General features: G+C 65.6%; 19 protein-coding genes and 4 pseudogenes. 15 read left to right on the forward strand and 8 right to left on the reverse strand.

The genetic code is table 11. From position 1 onward, the window contains the following. Window positions 1-91: 91 nt before the first annotated feature. The 8 genes and pseudogenes from LG334_RS22460 to LG334_RS22495 all read left to right on the forward strand — a co-directional run. The gene (locus LG334_RS22460; RefSeq protein ID WP_404381688.1) at window positions 92-475 is read left to right on the forward strand and encodes a helix-turn-helix domain-containing protein; all 384 of its coding nucleotides are present in this window, start codon (window positions 92-94) and stop codon (window positions 473-475) included. After that, window positions 417-1,046 carry an IS630 family transposase gene (locus tag LG334_RS22465; RefSeq protein ID WP_404381690.1) on the forward strand — a complete coding sequence of 210 codons (630 nt, stop codon included), beginning with the start codon at window positions 417-419 and terminating at the stop codon, window positions 1,044-1,046. Before LG334_RS22460 ends, LG334_RS22465 begins: the two co-directional genes overlap by 59 nt. Before the next feature lie 615 nt (window positions 1,047-1,661). Further along, window positions 1,662-3,788 carry a heavy metal translocating P-type ATPase gene (locus LG334_RS22470; protein WP_404381692.1) on the forward strand — a complete coding sequence of 709 codons (2,127 nt, stop codon included), beginning with the start codon at window positions 1,662-1,664 and terminating at the stop codon, window positions 3,786-3,788. Window positions 3,789-4,036: 248 nt separating this feature from the next. Then, window positions 4,037-4,252: a hypothetical protein gene (locus LG334_RS22475; RefSeq protein WP_404381694.1), complete on the forward strand. Its 216-nt coding sequence runs from the start codon at window positions 4,037-4,039 to the stop codon at window positions 4,250-4,252. Window positions 4,253-4,368: 116 nt separating this feature from the next. Beyond that, the gene (gene tnpA, locus LG334_RS22480) at window positions 4,369-4,650 is read left to right on the forward strand and encodes an IS66 family insertion sequence element accessory protein TnpA (protein WP_404379507.1); all 282 of its coding nucleotides are present in this window, start codon (window positions 4,369-4,371) and stop codon (window positions 4,648-4,650) included. Then, on the forward strand, window positions 4,647-4,994 hold the full coding sequence (gene tnpB / locus LG334_RS22485; protein WP_404379667.1) for an IS66 family insertion sequence element accessory protein TnpB: 348 nt from the start codon (window positions 4,647-4,649) through the stop codon (window positions 4,992-4,994). The genes tnpA and tnpB overlap by 4 nt, the downstream gene beginning before the upstream one ends. Before the next feature lie 60 nt (window positions 4,995-5,054). After that, the gene (gene tnpC, locus LG334_RS22490; RefSeq protein WP_404381160.1) at window positions 5,055-6,650 is read left to right on the forward strand and encodes an IS66 family transposase; all 1,596 of its coding nucleotides are present in this window, start codon (window positions 5,055-5,057) and stop codon (window positions 6,648-6,650) included. 54 nt (window positions 6,651-6,704) lie between these two features. Beyond that, window positions 6,705-7,241: pseudogene (locus LG334_RS22495) on the forward strand (type II glyceraldehyde-3-phosphate dehydrogenase); the annotation flags it as partial. Window positions 7,242-7,263: 22 nt separating this feature from the next. On the opposite strand, the gene LG334_RS22500 reads toward LG334_RS22495, so the two are convergent. Next, window positions 7,264-8,526: an IS256 family transposase gene (locus LG334_RS22500; RefSeq protein WP_404381696.1), complete on the reverse strand. Its 1,263-nt coding sequence runs from the start codon at window positions 8,524-8,526 to the stop codon at window positions 7,264-7,266. Window positions 8,527-8,707: 181 nt separating this feature from the next. On the opposite strand from LG334_RS22500, the gene LG334_RS22505 reads away from it, so the two are divergent. Then, entirely contained in the window at window positions 8,708-8,968 is a 261-nt protein-coding gene (locus LG334_RS22505; protein WP_404381698.1) for a hypothetical protein, read from the forward strand. Between the two features lie 159 nt (window positions 8,969-9,127). On the opposite strand, the pseudogene LG334_RS22510 reads toward LG334_RS22505, so the two are convergent. Further along, window positions 9,128-9,235: pseudogene (locus LG334_RS22510) on the reverse strand (transposase domain-containing protein); the annotation flags it as partial. Window positions 9,236-9,308: 73 nt separating this feature from the next. On the opposite strand from LG334_RS22510, the pseudogene tnpC (LG334_RS22515) reads away from it, so the two are divergent. The 3 genes and pseudogenes from tnpC (LG334_RS22515) to LG334_RS22525 form a co-directional block, all read left to right on the forward strand. Beyond that, window positions 9,309-10,433: pseudogene (gene tnpC / locus LG334_RS22515) on the forward strand (IS66 family transposase); the annotation flags it as partial. A 76-nt stretch (window positions 10,434-10,509) separates the two neighbouring features. Next, a pseudogene (locus LG334_RS22520) lies at window positions 10,510-10,581 on the forward strand (ABC transporter ATP-binding protein); the annotation flags it as partial. A gap of 40 nt (window positions 10,582-10,621) precedes the next feature. After that, window positions 10,622-10,771, forward strand: a complete 150-nt coding sequence (locus LG334_RS22525; protein WP_404386460.1) for a hypothetical protein — start codon at window positions 10,622-10,624, stop codon at window positions 10,769-10,771. A 185-nt stretch (window positions 10,772-10,956) separates the two neighbouring features. On the opposite strand, the gene LG334_RS22530 is transcribed toward LG334_RS22525, so the two are convergent. Beyond that, window positions 10,957-12,069, reverse strand: a complete 1,113-nt coding sequence (locus tag LG334_RS22530; protein ID WP_404381700.1) for a hypothetical protein — start codon at window positions 12,067-12,069, stop codon at window positions 10,957-10,959. Between the two features lie 369 nt (window positions 12,070-12,438). Here LG334_RS22530 and istA point away from each other — a divergent pair, with 369 nt between their 5' ends. Both istA and istB read left to right on the forward strand, forming a co-directional pair. Then, window positions 12,439-13,905 (forward strand): IS21 family transposase, encoded by a 1,467-nt coding sequence (istA, locus tag LG334_RS22535; RefSeq protein ID WP_404379163.1) that lies wholly within the window; start codon window positions 12,439-12,441, stop codon window positions 13,903-13,905. Then, the gene (gene istB / locus LG334_RS22540; protein ID WP_404379162.1) at window positions 13,902-14,732 is read left to right on the forward strand and encodes an IS21-like element helper ATPase IstB; all 831 of its coding nucleotides are present in this window, start codon (window positions 13,902-13,904) and stop codon (window positions 14,730-14,732) included. Before istA ends, istB begins: the two co-directional genes overlap by 4 nt. Window positions 14,733-14,905: 173 nt before the next feature. Here the strand turns inward: istB and LG334_RS22545 are convergent, their stop codons facing one another. The 3 genes from LG334_RS22545 to LG334_RS22555 form a co-directional block, all read right to left on the reverse strand. Next, on the reverse strand, window positions 14,906-17,326 hold the full coding sequence (locus LG334_RS22545) for a hypothetical protein (RefSeq protein ID WP_404381702.1): 2,421 nt from the start codon (window positions 17,324-17,326) through the stop codon (window positions 14,906-14,908). 262 nt (window positions 17,327-17,588) lie between these two features. After that, window positions 17,589-17,783 carry a helix-turn-helix domain-containing protein gene (locus LG334_RS22550; protein WP_404381704.1) on the reverse strand — a complete coding sequence of 65 codons (195 nt, stop codon included), beginning with the start codon at window positions 17,781-17,783 and terminating at the stop codon, window positions 17,589-17,591. 402 nt (window positions 17,784-18,185) lie between these two features. Further along, window positions 18,186-18,845, reverse strand: coding sequence for an ATP-binding protein (locus LG334_RS22555; RefSeq protein ID WP_404381706.1), 660 nt, complete (start codon window positions 18,843-18,845; stop codon window positions 18,186-18,188). A gap of 451 nt (window positions 18,846-19,296) precedes the next feature. Here LG334_RS22555 and LG334_RS22560 point away from each other — a divergent pair, with 451 nt between their 5' ends. Further along, window positions 19,297-20,337, forward strand: coding sequence for an AI-2E family transporter (locus LG334_RS22560; protein WP_404381708.1), 1,041 nt, complete (start codon window positions 19,297-19,299; stop codon window positions 20,335-20,337). Window positions 20,338-20,375: 38 nt separating this feature from the next. Here the strand turns inward: LG334_RS22560 and LG334_RS22565 are convergent, their stop codons facing one another. Both LG334_RS22565 and LG334_RS22570 read right to left on the reverse strand, forming a co-directional pair. Continuing rightward, window positions 20,376-21,125 carry a peptidoglycan-binding protein gene (locus LG334_RS22565; RefSeq protein WP_404381710.1) on the reverse strand — a complete coding sequence of 250 codons (750 nt, stop codon included), beginning with the start codon at window positions 21,123-21,125 and terminating at the stop codon, window positions 20,376-20,378. A gap of 29 nt (window positions 21,126-21,154) precedes the next feature. Continuing rightward, window positions 21,155-22,222 (reverse strand): fatty acid desaturase, encoded by a 1,068-nt coding sequence (locus tag LG334_RS22570; protein ID WP_404381712.1) that lies wholly within the window; start codon window positions 22,220-22,222, stop codon window positions 21,155-21,157. Window positions 22,223-22,448: the final 226 nt, after the last annotated feature.

The following is a 22,448-nucleotide window of genomic DNA, read 5'->3' on the forward strand; positions in this document are numbered from 1 at the left end:
TTTAGAGCACGTCGTGCCTGATCTGATTCGGGGTTTTCGCGGTTGCGGCGTTGTGATTCCCTGGGCTTGCAGGGGATCAAGGAGATCGCCCATGGGGAAGCCGCATCCTCTTGAACTTCGAGAGCGTGTCGTCGCATTTGTCGATGAAGGTCATTCCAATCGCGAAGCAGCCCGTCATTTCCGGGTGTCTCCGCGATTTGTGAATGACATGATCAAGCTCCGGCGTCAGACCGGCAGCCTGAAGCCTTTGCCTCAAGGCAACACAGGCCGCGGCAAGCTCCGGGCGCACGAAGGCTGGCTTCGCGCGCTGATCGCGGACAAAGGCGACCTGCCGCTCGATCAGATCCGGCTGGAACTCGAAGAGGCGGTGGGCGTCAGCGTCCACCGAAGCTCAATCGGAGGGTGGCTCCACCGCCTTGGGTTCAGCCATAAAAAAAACTCTGCGCGCCACCGAGACGCAACGCCCCGACGTTAAGTCGGCCCGAGACGTCTGGATCGCCCGCCGCCAGCCGTTCATGCGTACGTTCCTGGAAAAGCTCGTTTTTATCGACGAAACCGGCCTCAAGACCAACATGACTAAGCGCACCGGGTGGGCGCCGTGCGGCGACCGGCTGGTGTCCTTTGCGCCCTTCGGCCATTGGCGCAGCCAGACATTTATCGCCGCCCTGCGCCACGATGGACTGGTGGCCCCCTGGGTCATCAACGGCGCCATGAACCGCCGCCTCTTCGAATGCTACATCGGCACCCAACTCGCCCCGATGCTCAAGCCAGGCGATGTTGTCATCCTCGACAACTTGTCGAGCCACAAGAGCCCCCAGGCAGCCCGCGCGCTTCGCGACGTCGGCGCTTGGCTCCTCTTCCTGCCACCGTACTCGCCGGACCTGAACCCGATCGAAATGGTGTTCTCGAAGCTCAAGACCCTCATCCGGAAAGCCGCCGCGCGAAGCTACGAAACTCTATGGGCCGCTGTTGGCCATATCTGCGACCTCGTTTCCGAAGACGAGTGCCGCAACTTCCTCAAGGCCGCAGGGTATGAGGGTGATTGAACGCGACAAGCTCTAAGCCAATCACTGCAAACGGCGGCGAACCGCCAGGAACGTGACCAAGCCTGAGGGTTTTGCGACAAGGCGCGCTTTTCATGCTGGCGCACAACGCCAGCAGTTTCTGGCGCCCTTGGATACCTGAAAATGGCGCTGTACTTCGGCTGCATTCACTGTGTGGGACCGGCATGGTGGCGACAACGGCTGTGCCATCTGATTGATCGGAAAGACTGGCAGCCTGTTCCGGCCTGACATTCCGTCAGGTTGCGGGAGGGATCAGCCCGCACACACAGGACGTTGAAGAACTCGTTCTGGAGACCGCTTGAATGAGCGCGGTCATAAGCAAGCCTACGTCGGGTCAGAAGGATCACGATGAGCGTTGAACGGCCGTGTCACGAGAATCAATACAAAGGCTACGATTGGCAACTTGACGTTGATCGAGATGGTGGTCAACCGCGGATATTCATGTTGTCGAGGCTGTCGATCGGCTCAGAACCGGGCGGCCGACGAGCGCTCAGCCTGCAAGCCCGGGGTGTTCTCTCTCGCCCTCAGGAAACCGAAGATGGCGGGGAGCCGTTGCCTCACACGTGGATCATGTCGATGAAACAACGACGAGGGCGGATGACGAGCCGAGACGCACCGGAATCGCAGGACGCGCCGGAACGGAACGACGGTGACGCACCGGAGCGTGAACGCTCCGAAGATGACGGCCGCTCCGAGGCGGCGGATCAGTCCGGACACTCCCAGGAGTCCGACGGTTCGGGCCACGGCGATCATTCAGGGCACGATCATTCGGGCCACGAGCAGATGTTCCGGCGGCGGTTCTGGATCTGCCTCGCCCTGTCGATCCCGGTTCTGCTGACCAGCGAGACGCTTCAGGGGTGGCTCGGCTTCAGCCTGCCTGCCTTTCCCGGCGACGATCTGATCGGACCGGTGTTGTCGACCGTCGTGTTCGTGATCGGCGGCCTGCCGTTCCTGCGCATGGCGGGTTCGGAACTGGCCGCCCGGAAGCCGGGCATGATGGCGCTGATCTCGCTCGCCATCACCGTCGCCTTCGCCTTCAGCCTGGCCACCGTCTTCCTCCTTGAGGGAGAAGCCTTCTTCTGGGAACTGGTGACGCTGATCGACGTCATGCTGCTCGGCCACTGGATCGAGATGCGCAGCGTGCGGCAGGCCTCGGGCGCCCTGGACGAACTGGCGAAGCTTCTCCCCGACACCGCGGAGCGCATCGGCGAGGGGGGCCGGACCGAAGAGGTGCCGGTGACGGAGCTGGAGAAAGGCGACCTGGTCCTGGTGCGGCCGGGCGCCAGCGTCCCGGCTGACGGCACCGTGAAGGACGGCGAGTCCGAGGTCAACGAGGCCATGATCACCGGGGAGTCCAAGGCGGTACCCAAGGGACCGGGCGACGAGGTGGTCGGAGGCACCGTCAACGGCGACGGAAGCCTTCGCGTGGAAGTCGGCGCCGTCGGAGAGGAAACCGCACTCGCCGGCATCATGAAGCTGGTCGAGGAGGCGCAGCGGGGGAAGTCGCGCGGGCAGATGCTGGCCGATCGGGCCGCCGGCCTGCTGTTCTACATCGCCCTGGGCGTCGCCATCCTGGCGGGCATCGGGTGGTGGTTCGTGCTGGGGTGGGACATCTCCATCCTGCGCCGCGTCGCGACCGTCCTGGTGATCGCCTGTCCTCATGCCCTCGGTCTCGCGGTGCCGCTGGTGCTGGCCAACACCACGGCGTTGGGCGCCAGGAACGGCCTGCTGGTCCGCGACCGCATGGCGCTGGAGGAGATTCTTCGCATCGACACGGTGGTGTTCGACAAGACCGGGACCCTCACCGAGGGCGAGCAGTCCCTGGCCGATGCTTGCGCCGGCGGCGGCGTCGAGGGGGACCGGGCACTGGCCGTGGCGGCCGCCGTGGAAGGAGACTCGGAGCACATGATCGCCCGCGCGCTCCGTGCCGCCGCCGAGGAGCGCGAGCTGGAGGTCCCGAAAGCCTCCGGCTTCGAGGCCAGCAAGGGCCGCGGCGTCCGGGCGGACGTCGACGGCGAGGAATGGCGCGTCGGCGGCCCCAACATGCTCGGCGAACTCGACCTCAAGCCGGGCGATGACCTGCGCCGCTTCGCCGACGAGCAGGGCGAGCAGGGGCGTACGGTGGTCTATCTGGTCCACAAGGGCGAGCCGGTGGCCGCCTTCTCGCTCCAGGATCGCCCGAGGGAGGACAGCCGGAAGGCCGTCGAACTGCTCCGCGAGCAGGGCCTGAACGTCGTGATGATGACCGGCGACAGCGAGGCCGTGGCGCGCGCGGTGGCGCGGGACCTGGGCATCGACGAGTGGTTCGCCGGCGTCCTGCCCGAGAACAAGGACAACCGCATCCAGGAGCTTCAGGACCACGGCCGCCGCGTCGCCATGGTGGGCGACGGCATCAACGATGCGCCCGCCCTGACCCGCGCCGACGTCGGCATCGCCATCGGCGGCGGCACCGACGTGGCGGTGCAGTCGTCGGCGATCATTCTCGTCAACAGCCGGCCGTTGGACGTGGCGCGGGTGCTGCGGCTGGCCCGGCTGACGCGCCGCAAGATGGTCCAGAACCTCTGGCTGGCGGCCGGCTACAACGTCTTCGCCTTGCCCGCGGCGGCCGGCGTCCTGGCGCCCTGGGGCATCGTCCTGTCGCCCGCCATCGGTGCGCTGTTCATGAGCGCGAGTACTGTGGTCGTGGCGATCAACGCCCAGTTGATGCGCCGCGCGAAGATTTGAACTGGCCGCGGGCGGGACCGGCGGTGCCGCGTTCATTGATGACGGCGGCAACGTGGAGATCCTTGTACGAATCGACCGGCCAACGGTCTGACACTGGCGCTCCGCTTCATCCCGCGCCATGAGACCTCTCCAGTGAAGCCATTGAATGGAATGGGCCGACTGGTTCAACAATTGCAGACTGCTCGAGCCCATCGGGACAGTCCCGCCCGCCTAGGCCGAAGAGGCCGTCTTCAAACGAGGAGTTCAGCATGAATAAGAGCGAGAAGATCAGAGTAGCCGTGAATGGCTATGGCGTCATCGGCAAGCGGGTCGCAGATGCCGTTGCGCGGCAGGATGACATGGTGCTTGCAGGCGTATCGGACATTGGGACCGACTGGCGCCCCCATATGGCGACCCGCAAGGGCTTTCGGCTCTTTTCGGGTAACCGTCTTCTGACGGCTGCCTTGGCGCCGACGTCCCGATAGTGCTGACTTCGTCGATCTTGGAGTGGATCGGCGGATGGAGCGAGTTGCTTATGGCCTACGATGGTAGTCAGCCTCCGGCGCGGCGACGGACATGGCCCCGGGCAGACAAGGAGCGGATGGTCAGAGAGGTTGCCGAGAGCGGCCTTTCGGTGGCCGCAGTGGCGCGGCGGAATGGTGTTCATCCCAGCGTCCTCGGGCGCTGGTGCCGGAAGACAGCTCCGGCCGCACCCGGCTTTCTGCCCGTCCAGGTGACGGCACCGGAGGAGGCGGCCGCTCGCGTGCCCGAGGAACCGTCTCCGGTCGAGATCGTGCTCACCAACGGGCGCCGCCTGATCGTGCCGGCCACCATCGCGCCACCCCGGTTGCGGACGCTGGTCGCGGCCCTGGAGGGGGCATGATCGCCGTTCCGCCGGGCGTGCGTGTCTACCTGGCGCTCGGCCGGACCGACATGCGAAAGGGCATGCCCGGCCTCGCCATGCTGGTGCAGGAGGTCCTGAAGAAGGACCCGTTCTCGGGGCACCTGTTCGTCTTCCGCGGGCGGCGTGGCGACCTGGTCAAGATCCTCGCCTGGGACGGCCAGGGCTTCTGCCTGTTCACCAAGCGGCTGGAGAAGGGACGCTTCGTCTGGCCGTCGGCGGAGGGCGGCGTGGCGGCGCTGACGCCGGCCCAGTTGAGCATGCTGATCGAGGGCATCGACTGGCGCATGCCGACGCGGACATGGCGGCCGGAGACAGCCGGCTGACGAGCCCCGGAAGGCGCCGAAATCCTTGGTTTTTAGGGCTTCTGCGGCTAGAATCCGGCCATGCCTTCCGCACCGTCTTCCCAGCTTCCCGACGACGTCGAGGCCCTGCGGGCGATCATCGCCGCGCAGGCCGAGGAACTGGCCGCGGCCAGGGCCGGCCTGACCGCCAAGGCGCTGGAAGTCGAGAAGCTGAAGGTGCAACTCGCCCGCCTGCGGCGGATGACGTTCGGGCGATCGTCGGAGAAGCTGTCCCGCGAGATCGAACAGCTCGAACTGGCCCTGGAGGACCTGGAGGCCGAAGCGGCCGAAGCGGCCGAAGCAGAGGATGAAGCGCCGCCGGAGCCGACCGAGGCCGACGCCCCGGACCAGCCTGCCGCGCGCCGTCGCCGCGCCCTACCGGAGCATCTGCCGCGCGACGAGGTCCGTCATGATCCCGCCGACGACTGCCCGGCCTGCGGCGGCGCCATGCACACGGTGGGCGAGGACGTGACCGAGATCCTCGACTACGTGCCCGGCCGTTTCCGGGTGATCCGCCATGTCCGTCCGGCGCTGTCGTGCCGGACGTGCGAGAGCATGGTGCAGACGCCGATGCCGTCCCTGCCGGTGGCGCGCGGCCTGCCGTCGCCGGCCCTGCTGTCGCATGTCCTGGTGTCGAAATACTGCGACCACCTGCCGCTGTACCGCCAGAGCCAGATCTACGCCCGCGAGGGCGTGACGCTGCCCCGGGCGCTGCTGGCGGGCTGGGTCGGCAGGACGGCCGCCCTGGTGGCGCCGCTGGTCGAGGCGATTGGCCGCCACGTGCGCGCCGGCGACGCCTTGCACGCCGACGACACGCCGGTGCCGGTGCTCAGCCCGGGCGCCGGCAAGACCCGGCAGGCGCGACAATGGGTCTATCTGCGCGACGAACGTCCCCATGCCGGCCCGGCGCCGCCGGCCGTGCTTTACCGCTACACGCCCGACCGCAAGGGCATCCATCCGCAGACCGAGTTGCAGGGCTTTCGCGGCCTTCTGCACGCCGACGGCTATGCCGGTTTCAACAAGCTGTACGAGCCGGGAGAGGACGGCGTCGCGTCCGTGCAGGAGGTGGCATGCTGGGCCCATGTGCGGCGCAAGATCCACGACGTCCATGCGGCGACCGGATCACCCATCGCCGCCCGGGCCCTGGAGCTGATCGGCGCGCTGTTCGACGTGGAGCGCCGGATCTCCGGGCGTCCAGCCGACGAGCGCCTGCGCGTGCGCCAGGCGGAGAGCCTGCCCCGGCTGGAGGCGGTGAAGACCTTCTTCGACACCAGCCTCCGCAAGCTGCCGGGCAAAAGCGAGCTGGCGGCCGCAATGCGCTACGCCCTGACGCGCTGGCCAGCGCTGACCCGCTATGCAGGCGACGGCCGCTGCGAGATCAGCAACAATGCCGCTGAGCGGGCCATCCGCCCGCTGGCCCTGGGCCGGAAAAACTACCTCTTCGCCGGCTCCGACGCCGGCGGCCGCCGGGCGGCGGCCATCTACACGCTGGTCGAGACCGCGCGGCTGAACGGCCTCGACCCGCAGGCCTACCTCACCACGGTGCTGGCTCGCATCGCCGACCATCCGATCAACCGGATCGACGACCTGCTGCCGTGGAACATCGGGCAGCCGCAGGACGACCAGAAGGCTGCCTGACCGTCAACAGGCGGCCGCCGCAGCCGCTGGAAGACGCTTACCTTTTCGGCGGAGCCCGATCACGCTGAAGCCATGGCAAAAGCCGGCTTGGAGGTCGCGGGTAATCTCGAGGACCTGCTTGACAATACCGATGTAATTGTGGACTGCACGCCGAAGAAGGTTGCGGCGAAGAACGTTGAACTCTATCGTCGCCGCGGCAAAAAGTTTCTTGTCCAAGGGGGTGAGAAGCACGAGGTGACGGGGCATTCCTTTGTCGCCGAGGCGAGCTTCGCCGGCGCAATCGGGAGAGACTGCACCCGGGTGGTCTCGTGCAACACCACCTCGATTGTCCGCACGCTGACAGCGCTCAAGCGGGCCGGTCTGCTCAGGAGGGCCCGTGGCACGCTCCTACGCCGTGCGACGGACCCGTGGGAAAGCCATCTCGGCGGCATCATGAATACCCTTGTACCGGAGGCAGAGATCCCCAGCCATCAGGGGCCGGACGCTCAGAGTGTAGATCCCGATCTCGACGTGGTGACGATGGCGGTGAAGGTGCCGGAGACAATGGCACACCTGCACTACTGGTCGGTGCAGATGACCCGGGAGCTATGACCAATCGTGGGTGACGGCATGATCAGGCGGCGGCGGATTGGTCGGCGTTCTTCACCTGAATGCCGTCGCGGAACCTGACACCCTTGATCACCTGGGGCAAGCGGTTGTTGCCCGACAGTCGGCGCCAGGTCTTGCTGGCGGCGGTGACCAGCTTGAAGACCATCGCCAGGGCGGTTTTGTGCGACAGGCAGCCCTTGGTGCGCACGGTGCGGTGCCGGATGGTGGCGAAGACGCTCTCGATGGGGTTTGAGGTTCGCACGTGCTGCCAGTGCTCGGCCGGGAAGTCGTAGAAGGCCAGCAGGGCGACGCGGTCCTTGGTCAGGCAGCCGACGGCCTGGGGGTACTTCGCGCCATACTTGGCCTCGAAGGTGTCCATGGCCGCCTCGGCTTCGGCGCGGCCGTCGGCCATCCAGATGGCGTGGAGATCCTCCTTGGCCGCCCTCTGGCGCGACTTCGGCAGCTTGTTGAGGACGTTAGCCGTCTTGTGCACCCAGCAGCGCTGATGGCGGGCGCCGGGATAAACCTCGTCGAGCGCCTTCCAGAACCCCAGCGCGCCGTCGCCGATGGCGAGCTTCGGCCCCTGGGCGAGGCCGCGCCCCTTGATGTCGTTGAGCAGTTCGCGCCAGCTCTGGGCGCTTTCGCGAAAGCCGGCCTGGAAACCGACCAATTCCTTCCGGCCTTCCGGCGTGGCACCTATGATGACGAGGATGCTCTGCTTCTCGTCTTCCATGCGGCCCTGGAGGTAGACGCCATCGGCCCAGATGTAGACGTACTGCCGGGCCGTCAGGTCGCGCTTGCGCCAGCGGTCGTATTCGGCCTGCCATTCCGCCTTCAGGCGGCTGATCACCTGCGGCGACAGGCCGGGCGCCTCCTTGCCAAGCAGCGCCTCCAGGGCGTCCTGGAAGTCGCCACTCGACAGGCCGCGCAGGTAGAGCGTCGGCAGGACGGCGTCGATGGACCGCGTGCGTCGGGCGAACCGCGGCAGGATGGCAGAGGTGAAGCGAATGCGGCCTTCTCCATCGGCGCCACGGTCCCGCACCTTCGGCCGTCGCACGGGAACGGGGCCGATGCCCGTCAGGATCTCGCGCTCCGGGCCGTGGCCGTGACGGACCAGGCGCCGCCGGCCGTCTTCCGTCGTCAGGTGTTCATGCTCGGCAAGCATGGCCGCGACCTCGGCCTCCACGGCTTGCGCCAAAAGCTGCCGCGCCCCGGCACGCAGAACCTCGGTCAGCGGATCGTCGGTTTCCCCTGGCTGGCGCAGGGCGACAACGGTATCGTCGGTCATGGCGTATCACTCCCTTGTTGGAGATGTGGAAGGCGTAAGACACCTCCACGATACGCCACCCCCTTCTCAGGCTGTCACCCACTTTCCGCCATAGCTCATGACCCGGTCGGCCAACAGAGATGAGATCCTTGAGGTTTTCCGGTCTTCCTCGCGCATCGCGTTTGTCCGCATGGGCGATGGCTTGACCGCCATCAACACGGTTAAGGAGATGATGGCGGATCTCGGCCGCCCGCACGACAACCTTTATGAGGTGGCGCTGTGGAGCGACATGCTGAAGGTGCAAGACGACGAACTGTTCTACGCCTACATGGTGGACAACCAAGCGATCGTTATTCCCGAAACCATCGACGCCATCCGCGCCCTTACCGGGCTGGAAGCTGAAGCGCATATTTCGATCAACAAGACTAATGTAGCACTCGGGATTGGCGGACTGGCAGCCTAATCCTGCCTCGGTTAGGTCCGGAAGGAATGGCCGGGAGTGTCCGATCTTTCTATTGGGCGAATGGGTCGTAAGCGTCGCGTCCCGGCTACGGCAGCAACGGCTTGACGATCAGGCGGCTTTCCGGTCGGCCTCGTCGAGGCTGATGTTCCACGGCAGGAGCTAGTCGATGCGGTTGATCGGGTGCTGCGGGATGCGGGTGAGGACGGTCGTCAGGTAGGCCTCGGGGTCGAGGCCGTTCATGCGGGCCGTCTCGATCAGCGTGTAGATGGTCGGCCCTGAAAAACGTCGAAGGCATTGAAATCGGGGGGATTCCAAGGCGGAGCCAAATATCCGAAAATGCAGGAAATCGCGCCCGGCGCTGTCGTGTCTGTCTTGCGAGAGCATGGTGCAGACGGCGATGCCATCGCTGCCAGTGGCGCGCGGCCTGCCGTCTTCAGCCCTGCTGTCGCATGTCCTGGTGTCGAAATACTGCGACCACCTGCCGCTGTACCGCCAGAGCCAGATCTACGCCCGAGAGGGCGTGACGCTGCCCCGGGCGCTCCTGGCGGGCTGGCTCGGCAGGGTCGCCGACATGGTGGCGCCGCTGGTCGAGGCGATCGGCCGTCACGTACGGGCCGGCGGTGCCCTGCACGCCGACGACACGCCGGTGCCGGTGCTCAGCCCGGGCGCCGGCAAGACCCGCCAAGCGCGACAATGGGTCTACCTGCGCGACGAACGTCCCCATGCCGGTCCGGCGCCGCCGGCCGTGCTTTACCGCTATACGCCGGACCGCAAGGGCATCCATCCACAGACCGAGTTGCAGGGCTTTCGCGGCCTTTTGCACGCCGATGGCTATGCCGGCTTCAACAAGCTGTACGAGGCGGGAGACGACGGCCCCGCGTCCGTGCACGAGGTGGCATGCTGTGCGCTTGTGCGCCGCAGGATCCACGCCGTCCATGCCGCGACAGGATCACCCATCGCCGCCCGGCCCCTGGAACTGATCGGCGCGTTGTTCGACGTGAAGCGCCGGATCACCGGCCGCCTCGCCGACGAGCGCCTGCGCGTGCGCCAGGCGGAGAGCCTGCCCCGGCTGGAGGCGGTAAAGACTTTCTTTGACACCAGCCTCCGCAAGCTGCCGGGCAAGAGCGCACTGGCGGCCGCCATGCGCTACGCCCTGACGCGCTGGGCGGCGCTAACCCGCTATGCCGGCGACGGCCGCTACGAGATCAGCAACAACGCCGCCGAACGCGCCATCCGCCCGCTGGCTCTGGGCCGGAAAAACTACCTCTTCGCCGGCTCCGACGCCGGCGGCCACCGCGCGGCGGCCGTCTAAACACTGATCGAGACCGCGCGGCTGAACGGCCTTGACCCGCAAGCCTATCTCACTGCGGTGCTGACCCGGATCGCCGACCACCCGATCAACCGGATCGACGACCTGCTGCCGTGGAACATCGGGCAGCCTCAGGACGACCAGCAGGCCGCCTGACCGCCAACACCAGTCGCCGTAGTCATTGAAAGACACTTACCCCGCGCCCGAGGGTGTGGTGGATGTTCTGCGCGGCATGACCCTGACGCCCACGCCCGGCGAGATCGTCGCCGCGGTCGGACCGTCGGGCTCCGGTAAGTCCTCACTCATCTCCGTCATCGGCGGGCTGAAGGCGCCGTGCGGCGGTCATGCCCTGGGTGCTGGGCGTCGACATGACCCGGGTCTCGGAGCGCAAACGCACGGACCTGCGCCGCCGCGACATCGGTGTGGTCTTCCGGGCACCTGACGCCGGCCATGACAGTGCGGAGGGGCGCGGTGCGGTGGCGCGGCATCTGTAACCATGAGGCGGTGCCGACTATTCCGGCCACTAATACGCCTCGATGATTGAAATCATCGAGGCTGCGTTCAAGCGGCACGCAGTCTTACGCGCCACGAGGCGCGACGGCCGGTGGGCCTTGTCGGACGACAGGTGTACGATTTCGAGTGTCGTCCGGTGTAAAGCGCCCGCTGCCACGGTCCGTGGTCATCGCACTTTTGGCTTTCTGGTTTTCGCCGCCGGCGGCATCCTGAAGGCATCGAGAGCGGTGTCGAGATGCGCGGCGGCATGGCGTGACTTACCTTGCTCATAGAATCTGGCGCTCGTGGACTTGTCCCGGTGACCCAGCATCACTTGACCGATAGTGATGTTCTCGGGATCGATCGCGCAGAGATCCGTCATGAACGCTGACCGAGCCAAATGGGCGGAGACAGCTTTTCCGAGTCGCTTCTGCGCCCATTGCCGGGTCCGTCCCGAAAGATGGCTTGCTCTCAGGGCTTCACCGTCCATCCCGAGCCAGACGGACCCGTCATCCTTGTTGCCAATCAGAAGAGGCCGATACGCCTGGAGCCAGCGTTCCAGCCCCGGCTGCACGTCGACGGGGATTGGGGCAGACCAAGGATCTCCATTCTTCGTGTCCGCGAAGAACATCTGAAACACGCCGTCGGCTTCGATCAACGACTTTCCGAGCCGGAGGCTGGCGAAGTTTCTTATCCGGACCGGGCGGGCAGCAAGCAGCGAGATCGCCAGTCCGTCGCGGTAGCGGGTGGCAGCATGCGCGCCGAACGGCATGCTGTCCGCTTCCGCCCGGAGCTGACGACCGAGCGTGCGGAGGTCTTCCAACGTCGCCATCCGTGCTCCCTTGTCGCGAGCTCGGGCCCTCCGTTTAGCTGCGCGTGCCGCCTCGCGCAGCGATGACAGGTCCCGGTCCGGCTCGACGATTGCCAGCCCGTAGACTAGGCTTTCGAGCCAAGTCGTCATCGACGTCGATGCGTAGCCGGTCATCGACTCCGCGTAGGCTCTGAGCGGATGTCCGGCAGGGTCATGCTTCGACAGCCAGTTCCGGTATCTGGTCAGGTGGCTGGCAATGCGCGTCTTGAAAGCCGGCGACCATTGCTGAGCGGGATGAGCATGCTCGCTAAGCCACTCTTCGCTGCCGGTGAAGGCAGCGGCCCACCGCACTCGCCACTCAGCCGGCCAGTGGCGCATCGAATCGACAGGTGCCGGCCGGGGGCGTTGCCGCACTGCCGGCCGACGCCTGATCTGCTTGCACAGGGCTGCCCAGTCGAGGTTGGGATAAAGGAAGGAAAGCCCCTGCACGGCACAGGTCAAATATGTGCGTGCGGAGGCCTCCGTGTATGTGGAACGGAGGGCGGCTTGGAAGGCCGCGAGGTGCTCCGCAGACGGATCGCTGTAGGCGCCGAACCATAGCTCCAGGGCGCGCCGAACCCGTGCGGCGTGATAAGACTGCCCAGCGACAACCAGGATGGCCGCTCTGCCGACAATTACGATGGCCGCAGGGGGTGACCGTAGGGCGGGCGTAGCCCGGCCGGAGGTCGCCCCCTGCGGTGCGCGGTCTTCATAGACCCCGCCGACGGCCGTGATGGGAGACACTGGCGGTTCTCAACGACCAAGAAGAGACCGCCGGTGCCTGGAACCCACATCACGGACCATCAGGTGAAACTCTACATGAAGCACCGAGGACAACACACGCAGCGAGTCGCGGCCGCGAAGGCCGGGTTCAGCGAGAGGACGGCCCGGCGGATCGACCGGGACCCGCGCCTTCCTTCCCAGAAACGGGATCATCGCCACTGGCGCACCCGCGAGGATCCGCTGGAGGACGTCTGGGAGACGGACATCCTGCCGATGCTGGAGGGCGCGCCCGGCCTGAAGGCGGTCACCATCTTCGAGGAGCTGGAGCGGCGCTATCCGGATCAGAATTGGCCGTCGCGCCGGCGGACCCTGGAGCGCCGGATTCGGGAATGGCGCGCGCTGAAGGGGCCGGAGAAGGAGGTCATCTTTCGCCAGGCCAACCCGCCCGGCCGGATGGCCTTGTCGGACTTCACCGATGCCGCCGAGCTGGCGGTGATCATCAACGGGGCGCCGCTCGCGCACCGGCTCTACCATTTCACCCTGGCCTACTCGGGCTGGGAGTACGCCGAGGTGGTGCTGGGCGGCGAGAGCTTCATCGCCTTGGCCGCCGGTCTCCAGAACGCCCTGTGGTCCCTCGGCGGTGTCCCGGCCGAACATCGCACCGACAGCCTGTCGGCTGCCTTCCGGAACCTCGACAAGGAGGCCGCCCGGGACATGACGGAGCGTCATCAAGGTCTCTGTGACCACTACGGCATGGTCGCGAGCCGCAACAACCGCGGCGTCGCCCACGAGAACGGCGCTATCGAGAGCCGGAACGGCCACCTCAAGAGGGCTCTCGACCAGGCCCTTCTGCTGCGCGGGAGCCGGGACTTCCCTGATCTGGAGGCCTACCGCCGCTTCGTCGCCGAGGTGGTGGGGCGGGCCAATGCCCGTCGCCGCGAGATGCTGGCCGTCGAGAAGCCGGTTCTCCGCAGCCTGCCGCCGCGCCGGACGATGGATTACGAAGAGGCCCGGGTGCTGGTGACCAGCGCCGGCGGCTTCGTCCTGCGCCGGGTCTTTTACACGGCGCCGTCGCAGTTCATCGGCCACCATCTCCGCCTGCGCATCCACGACGACCGGCTTGAAGGCTTCCTCGGCGGCACCCCCGTTCTGACCCTGCCACGCGGTCGCGCGCCCTCCGGCAACGGCCATGGCTACGTCGTCAACTACCGCCACGTCATCCACAGCTTGCGACGCAAGCCCCAGGCCTTCCAGAACCTGGTCTACCGGGACCACCTGTTCCCCCGGACCGAATACCGGCGGGCCTGGGATGCCATGATGGCCTCCATGGACCCGCGCGTCGCCTGCCGGACCATGGTCGGCCTACTGGCCCTGGCGCACGACGCCGGCTGCGAGGCGGATCTGGCACGGCGACTGGGCGAGGATCTCGACCACGGACGGCTTCCCGACCTGGCCCTTCTGCGGATGACCTTCCCGGTTAGCGGCGGCACGATCCCGAACGTGACGGTGGCGCTGCCGTCGGCATCGGATTACGACATCCTCGTCGCGGGAGCCGGCCGATGAGCATCTCGGTTGACATCGCCAAGCTGCCGCTGCTCCTCACCGAGTTGCGGCTGCCGACCATCAAGCAGTTCTGGGAGGAATTCGCCGAGCGCGCCGACATGGAAGGCTGGCCCGCCAGCCGTTTCCTGGCGACGCTGGCTGAACTCGAACTCGCGGAACGGGAGCGCCGGCGCATCCAGCGGCACCTCGTGGCGGCCAGGCTGCCTTCGGGCAAGACCCTCGACACCTTCGACTTCTCGGCGGTGCCGATGGTCAGCAAGGCCCACGTCATGGCGCTCGCTGCCGGCGACGGCTGGCTGGACCAGGGCAAGAACCTGCTGTTCTTCGGTCCGCCCGGCGGCGGGAAGACCCACCTCAGCGCCGCCCTCGGCCACACGCTCATCGACAACGGGTTCCGCGTCCTGTTCACCAGGACGACCGATCTCGTCCAGCGCCTCCAGACGGCCCGGCAGGACCTCGCCCTGGCGAGCGCCATCGACAAGCTGGACAAGTACGACCTGCTGATCCTCGACGACCTGTCCTACGTCGAAAAGAGCCAGGCCGAGACCAGCGTCCTGTTCGAGTTGATCGCCGCCCGCTACGAGCGACGGTCGCTCTTGATCACGGCCAACCAGCCGTTCGGCCAGTGGGACCGGATCTTTCCTGACAAGGCCATGACCATCGCCGCCATCGACAGGCTGGTCCACCACGCCACGATCTTCGAGTTGAACGTCGAGAGCTACCGGCGCCGAACCGCGGTCGGCAGGGACGCCGCACCATCCGCGACAACTACCGACGCGGATAATTGTCGCCCGGCGACAACTACATCGGAGACCGGCGACAATTAGACTTGCCGGCGCCGCTGCGCGGCGCCACCATCGTCATCCCATCACGGCGACCGGCCATCGTAGTTGACGCCCACCGGCCTTCCTAATTGTCGCGCTACAATAAGACTGCCATCGGGCCCGGCGCACGCCGCGCTCAAACGCGCAGCGCCGCTCGTCGGGCCATTGATCAACGGTTAGCGTTTCCATTTCCTCTCCGTTCGAGGCTTGGGCTTGCGCCGATGACGGAGCTTCTCGAACTCCTTGTCTGCGAGTTCGGCGGCGAACATCGTCTCGAGTTCCGCGTAGCGCGCCGTGGCCCTGGAGCCTTGGGCGTGGCCGAGGAAGACCCGGACCATCTCGTAAGACTTCGGGTTCAGCCGAAGCCAGAGGGCTGCGATAAAGTGGCGCCACAGGTGCATGTTCATGGTGAGGCCGGTGGCGTCTTTCACGGCCGCTGCCACGGTTCTGGCCATGTGCTGGTACGAAAGATGGCCGTTGCCGTCGCGGGCCGGGAACAGGTAGCCGTTGCTGACGGCATTGACGCACAGCAGCGGGCGGTAGTGACTACGGTAGACCTGGATCATTCGCCACTTGTCAGGGCTGATGGTCACGTCGACCGGCTTGTCGTTCTTCACTTCTTCGGCAGAGAAGTAAAGGCGGCCGGGACCCTTGCAGAAAGTGGGTGGCAGTAAATTCTCGCCAAACCTGACGCTGGTCAGATTTTTTCGCCGCAGCGGAAGGATCTGGAGCAGAAGGAGAGCGATAGCCTTCTCCATCTTGCGCGCCATCGGGATGGTCACACTGCGCCGCGCCTTCCGCTGCGTCTCAAGGTCTTCGAACACTGCGAACGGCAGGCTCATGACGCGATGGATGTTCGGCTCGGCCAAGAGTTGGCCCAGGCGCTCGCGGTTCTTCGGTGTCAGCCCCTTCGGCGCCAGCTTCTTCAGTTTCGCGTTGCCGAGAAGGGTGTTCCAGGCCCTCCGATCATCTTCGGAGATCGCATTCCACCCGTGGTACTCCAGACGATGCGCAACGTTGTGGAGACGTTTCGCGAACGACAGGGCATACTCGGTGACCCTCCCGCGTCTTTTCGCCATGTCGTTGATGGCCAGACGGGCCGCCTGCGGCGTCGCCACGTCAGCCAAGCCGCGGATGTCGCCGGGGGGCTTGATCCCGCTCTTTACGAGCGCAGTAGCGGCCAGCTTGATGTACTCCTCCATGGCTTCAACGGTTCGTCGCTGGACCTTCTTGCAGCCGTCTGGCGTTTCGCCCTCTCCCTCGTCGAACACGTCGAGAACCTCCTCGACCAACGACTGCTCGCGGGCGTCGATGGTGGTGAGGCGCTTGAAGGTCTCAAGTTGATCGCGGAAGCTCTGCGGCAGTATCGCCAGGTCGATATTGACGGTGACGCGTCGCGACGGGCGATGGATCTCGGTCTGCGGCCAGCCGGAGACGGTTCTGGCCGCCGCGTTCCATGCCTGCATTCCTTGATGCACAGCATGCGCGGGATCCTTCGCAAGGCATCCCGTGCCGGCCTCCCGCCAGGCAAGCCATCTCGAAAAGGTATCATCGCAAACCTCATCGGGTTCTATCCCGCCCTCGACGCAGAAGCGCACGAACTGGCTGAGCTTCGGGGCAACCCAGCTTTTCCCGTCCTGTTGCAGTCGCGCAAACAGATCCTTCCAGGCCGCCGGCAGATCATCAGTCCGCTTCGTTTTCGGGCGCGTGTCCATGCCCCCAGCCATCTCGAAAGCTCGCCGCATCAGCGTCTTGGTGTTCGCGAGGGTCTTCGGCGAGACGCCGAGGCGGGCGGGATGCAGGTCGCCCACTAGCGGCCGCACGTCTTTCAGGCGAGCCGGCATTTCTTCGGGGACACGACCGCACCAGTGGGCGATCCTGCGCACCGCGCCTGCCATCCGCTTTCGCTGTGCCGGCGGGATGTCGGAGGTCTCGACGTACTGCGCCAAGTCTTCAAACGTCGGTGACGTCGCCAGCAAGCTGATCGCCGGGTCGACGGAGCGCCTGGGCGGATGACCGATAGTATGTCGTGGCCAGCCCGGGATGTTCTGGGCGGCGTGATTCCAGCCGTCAATCCCCTTATGGACCGCCGCCGAGGGATCCGCCGCAGCGCTGCCCCCGCCCACTTCGCGCCAGGACCGCCATGCCTCAAAGGAGCTGATGCTGACGTCTTCGGGCGCGATGCCATGCTCGGCGCAGAAGCACACGAACTGGCCGAGTTGCTGGACAACCCACGTCTTGCCGTGGTCGCGCAGACTCGTCATGAGCGGTCCCCAGGGCGGCGGCAAGCTGTTCGATCGCTTCGTTCTCCGACGCTCCAGGGTCGGCATCAATTCGAAGGCGCGAAGCCCTTCGGCCGTCGTTTCCACGAGCGTCGACTCCGAGACCCCCAGGATGACGGGGTTCAGCTTGGCGGCCAGCGCATGGATGTCCGTGCGGCGCGCCGGCATCGCCTCCGGCGTTCCGCCGCACCAGCGCGCGATCTGCCGCAGGCTACGCGCGATCTCCAGGCGCTCATCCATCGAGAGTTCCGACAGGCCGGTTTCCACGTGGCGGGCCAGGTCCTCAACGGTCGGGGCAGTCACAAGCATGTTCATCGTCGGCTTCCTTCAGGCTTCAACGCCCGCCTCGGTCGGCGGCACGCCAGAGCCGCCGCCGACCGAGGCCGACCACTCGAAAACCCGCCTCGGGGAACCGAGAGAGGTCGAAAGGACGCGAAAGGACGGAAACGACGGAAGTAACGGAAAAAGAGGAAGATTTGCGCATTCCACCCCATGCGGGTGGAGTCCGCCAATGTTCCCCCAACCGGCCAAGGCGCGGAAAATAAAGGAATTGTCGGAAACAGCGGAAATGGCCACGTTACCACCTCCCGCTATAAAGAAAGCGCTCGAGAGCCCATATTGGAATACGCCACTCCCGCGCACCGATCTTAATTGCATGGACGCGCTGTTCGTTAATCCAGTTTCGAACAGTGCGGTCAGTCACGCCGAGGCGCTTAGCCACGTCAGCGGTGGTCAGGAACTCTGCGTATTCTTCTCTTGCCCGGACAGACATTATGACCCTCTCCTGCAATAACTATCTTTGAACTTATACAGGAGAAAGATCTACCTTACAGAGAAGTAAACCCGCTACAGCTGTGCCGGCGACGTCAGCCTGATACCTTCGTGCAGATCGCCACCTTCAGGCTCGTCGGCGGAGCGGTCAGTCAACGGCGACCGCTAAGCGGAATTGACATCGCCCGCGAGTTTCGCCGCCACCGTAGGTGCCGGCGAACAGCGCATCCTGGCATGTGGTGGACGTCGGGTTGACGCACCGCTTCGCGCAGTTGGGGCCATGACTTGAGTGCCCATTCCAGTGATTGCGCGCACCCCTTCTAGAGGAAGGCGCGCATTTTTCGGGGTACGACGCCGGCTGGCCTGCTGGATACATCGAAGGCTGAACAGGTGTCTGCCGGGGTCAAGCCTCCATCGCGTCTGCGGCGGCCTTGCGGCGCATGGGCTCGCTGACGAAGTCGATGCGGTGGGCGCTGTGGATGAGACGACCGAGGATGGCATCGGCCAGAGTGGCGTCGCCGACAGCGTCGTGCCAGTCGGTGAAGGGCAACTGGCTGGTGATGATGGTGGCGCCGCGTCCGGCTCTATCGTCGTTCACCTCAAGCAGATGACGGCGCGGCTTCGCGGTCATGGGGCGACGCCCCAGTCGTCGAGGATAAGCAGGTTGACCTTGGCGAGGGCCTTGAGAGCCGCGGATAGCGGCCATCGGCTCGGGCGAGGATGATGTCTTCCAGCAGGCGCGGCGTCCGGGCATAGCGCACCGATAGGTTCTGGCGACACGCCTGATTGCCAAGCCGCACGCGATCCAGGTCTCGCCCGCGCCGGTGGGGCCGGTCACCAACAGGTTCAGGCCGTCCCGGATCCACTGGCAGCTCGCGAGCCGCGCCGTCAGGTTCCGATCAAGGCCGCGCGGTGCCTGATGGTCGATGTCCTCCATGCAGGCGTCGATCCGCAGGCCCTCCCGCCGCAGCACCGCGCCCGTCTCGCCGAACTTGGCTTTGTCGAGCTCGGCGAGGATCGCCAGCTTGTAGGCCGCCGTGAACGTGCGCCGCCGTGCCTTCATCGTAAGCGGAGTTCCTTCCCCACCTGTTGATGGTGTGGCTTGTGCTTCATGTTGAGGCTGCTCAACAATGATGGGGCGCGGCCGATGGATGATGACAGACCTGATGCCTGGCTTGGAGCCAGGGATGAAGCCGCCTAGGAGGAAACCCCCATCGTCCTCGCCTGGTTGGCACGTCTGCGCGACGAGTGATGTTACGCGACATGGAAAACTGACTGTTCATCCTGGGGCGTCCTCGCCGCTTCAATGTTCTCGATCAAGTCCAGAACCCACCTCATATGAGGGTCATTTCCTCATGTCGCTGGTGGACCTTTTTCTGGCCGGGCAGCCTACGGCCCGTATCTCCGAACCGCCGTCGAATGCAATTCCCCGCCGGTATCATGACGGCGGCGGAACGCAAGGGGGCGACGGCCGTTTTCCATGAGCACCCTCCGTTGCTGCCAAGGGGAAACCTGTGACCGCAGATCGGGCCTTTGGACCATTCCTCAAGCGTCTTGCCGCAATTCTGGTCACGGTAGCGCTGGTAGCCCTGGTTCTTCAGTTATCGGCTCTGCTCCTCATGATCTTCGGCGGCATCCTGATCGCCGTCATTTTGCGCGCGGGCGCCAACGCCGCCGTCCGGTGGACCGGGGTCAACGCGAAGGTGGCCGTACTGCTGGTCGTTCTGGCCGTGGTGGTGGTCGTTGGCGTCGCCGGCACCCTGATGGGGGCGCAGGTCGCCAGCGAATTCGCCCGCCTGCTCGAACAGCTCCCCGCTGCCGTCGACCACGCCGAAAGCTGGCTGAGGGGCCTGCCGTGGGTCGAGCAGATGCTCCGGCAGAGCGATGACGGCGGCGGGGACATTTTCAGCCGCGTCACCAGCGTTGCCTCGACCGCCATGGGGGCCGTCACAAACCTCCTTGTTGCCCTGATTGTCGCGCTGTTCCTCGCCCTTGATCCCGGACTGTATCAGCGCGGCGTGCTCCACCTGTTTCCGGTCGACAAGCGTCAGCGCGTGGGCGAGGTGCTTCTGGCGGTGGCTGGCGCCATGCGCGACTGGATGAAAGGCCAGGTGATCGTCATGTTGGCGGTGGGGGCGATGACCTTCGTCGGGCTGATGGTCCTGGGTGCGCCACTGCCCATAGCCTTGGCCGTGCTGTCGGGATTGCTCAACTTCATTCCCTTCATCGGACCCGTTCTGGCGGCAATCCCGGCCGTACTCGTCGCCCTGGGCGACAGCCCGCATCTGGGGCTGTGGGTGGCCCTGCTCTACCTCGTCGTGCAGCAGATAGAGGGTAACATTCTACAACCGCTCATCCAGAAACGCGCCGTCGCCCTGCCCCCTGCCCTGACGATCTTCACGGCCGTCGCAATGGGGGTGCTGCTTGGGTTCCCGGGCATGGTCCTGGCGACGCCGCTGTTGGTCGCTCTGTTTGTCATTGTCCGAATGGCCTACGTCGAGGACGTCCTCGGCGACCAGATCTCCGGTCCGCCCAAGGAGGAGGACGGCACTTGAGTCAACCACCCTCCTGACCCGCCGGGCCGCATCGCCCCTCAGAAAATAATTCCCAGTACATCGCCAACGCTGATGTTCTCGCGCGCGCGAGAGAGTTCCTGGAGCGTGATCTTGCCATCCTCGTTTTCGTCGGCAAACGCCAGGTCGCTCTCGATCCGCTCGTTCCACTCCGCTCGGGTCAACTGCCCGTCACCATTCATGTCGAGAACGCCAAACAGCCTGCGAAGCAGGTCTTCGTCGGTGTCTTCAGGAACAACCTTGTCCGGCAACCGCGTTGCGACGAAATCTTCCTTCGAAATCGGGTCGCCGGCGGCACCGGCGAGAACGTCGTAAACCTCATCACTTCTGGCACGCACGTCGTCCAAGGTGATGTAGAACCCTTCAATGACGTCTGGCGGAAGCTCGATCGTTTCCTGAGCCGAGCCGCCACGGCCTCCGCTGGCCTCGGCCGCCTGGGCGTCGAGGTGTCGCGACAAAGCGGCGGTTGGCTGTCCGGTAATCGGCAGGCCCTTGTCCCGCTGGTATTGGCGGATCGCGCGCCGCGTCCTGGGTCCCAAAACACCGTCCACGGGACCGGCCTCATAGCCCGCGCGGTTCAAGGCCCGCTGAATCTGTTCGACCGTGCGGTCGTATGCCGCCGTCTGGACCAGCGCCCCGCCGGACTGAGCGCCGAGGCCCGGTGGTGGAGCGACCGCATCCGCAACGGGCACGCTCAAGACTAGTGCACCGAAGGCACAAAGCAGGCCCAAGAAGGCGGTTGTCGGCATTTTGTGGAGTGTTTTCCTCATCTTCGTCCTCCGTACCGCCGAGAAAAATTTCAACGGCTGGACTCCGCCCCGACTGTCCAGCCAGTCACCCCCGAACCTTTTTGGATTGGAGGCCGAGGGACCGGGAATGCTTCGCGGAAGGACACCAGGCGGCGAGCCTTCTCGTCCCACAGGGCGAGACGGGCCGATCCCAGGCTTTCACGAAGGGTCAGGCGCCCCAGGGCGGCGAGTTCGGGGTAGTCGCGCAGGACCTCGGGCAGGCGGTAATAGGGGATACGACCGCAAAGGTGGTGGACGTGATGGATGCCGATATTGGCGGTCAGCCACCGCAGGACGGGCGGCAGATCGTAGTGGGAGCTGCCGTGCAGGGCGGCCTCGTGAAACACCCAGGCATCGCCGTGGCTCCACACCGTGCCGTCGAACTGATGCTGGACATAGAACAGCCATATGCCGATGGCCCCGGCGATCAGCGTGATCGGCACCTGGACGATCAGCACCGGCCCCACCCCCAACAGTGCCATGAGCCCGGTTAGAACGGCGGCGACGGCGGCGTTGGTGGCCATGACGCTGGCCCACGGCTGCCAGCCGTTTTTCATTTGCCCATCAGGGGGTAGGCGATGGCGGAGAAGGAACAGGTACGCCGGGCCAATGCCGAACATCACCACCGGATGCCGATACAGCCGATAGAGCAGGCGGCGGCCCGGCCTCAGCGCCTGGTATTCCTCCACCGTCAAGGTGTCGATGTCTCCGACGCCGCGTCGGTCGAGATTGCCCGACCCGGCATGGTGCAAAGCGTGGGCGCGCTTCCAGGCCCCGAAGGGCGTCAGTGTCAGCACACCGATGCAGCGGCCGACCCAGGCATTGGCCCGCCGGTTGGCAAAGAACGACCCGTGGCCGCAGTCGTGCTGGATCATGAACAGGCGCACGAGGAACGCGGCGGCCGGTATTGTCAGCAGCAAGCTCTCCCACCGGCCGGCATCGACGGCCGCCCAGGTCAGGACCCAAAGGGTGACAAAGGGGACGCCCGTGATCGCCAGCTCGAACAGGCTGCGCGCGGTGCTAGACGTTCGATAGGGGGCGAGTTCCCGGACCAGGGAGCTTTCGGAACTATCACGCATGGGCTCTCCTGTGCAGACGTCGTCTCTATCCAACGGATGAGGTCGGAACGACGTCGCACCGGTATGATCGTATCACGCAGGTCGGTCTTCAGAATTGGCCCACCCCACTCCTTTGAGTGGTGAGGCGGAGAGGAACCTGCTCAGAACATGGTGGTCGAATACGCGCCGCAGGCGGCCAGGCAGGCGACCCCCTCCCACCGGCTGAACTTCCAGCCCGTGCGCAGCA

Source organism: Caenispirillum salinarum (assembly GCF_044803115.1).
Taxonomy (GTDB): Bacteria; Pseudomonadota; Alphaproteobacteria; order Rhodospirillales; family Rhodospirillaceae; genus Caenispirillum; species Caenispirillum salinarum_A.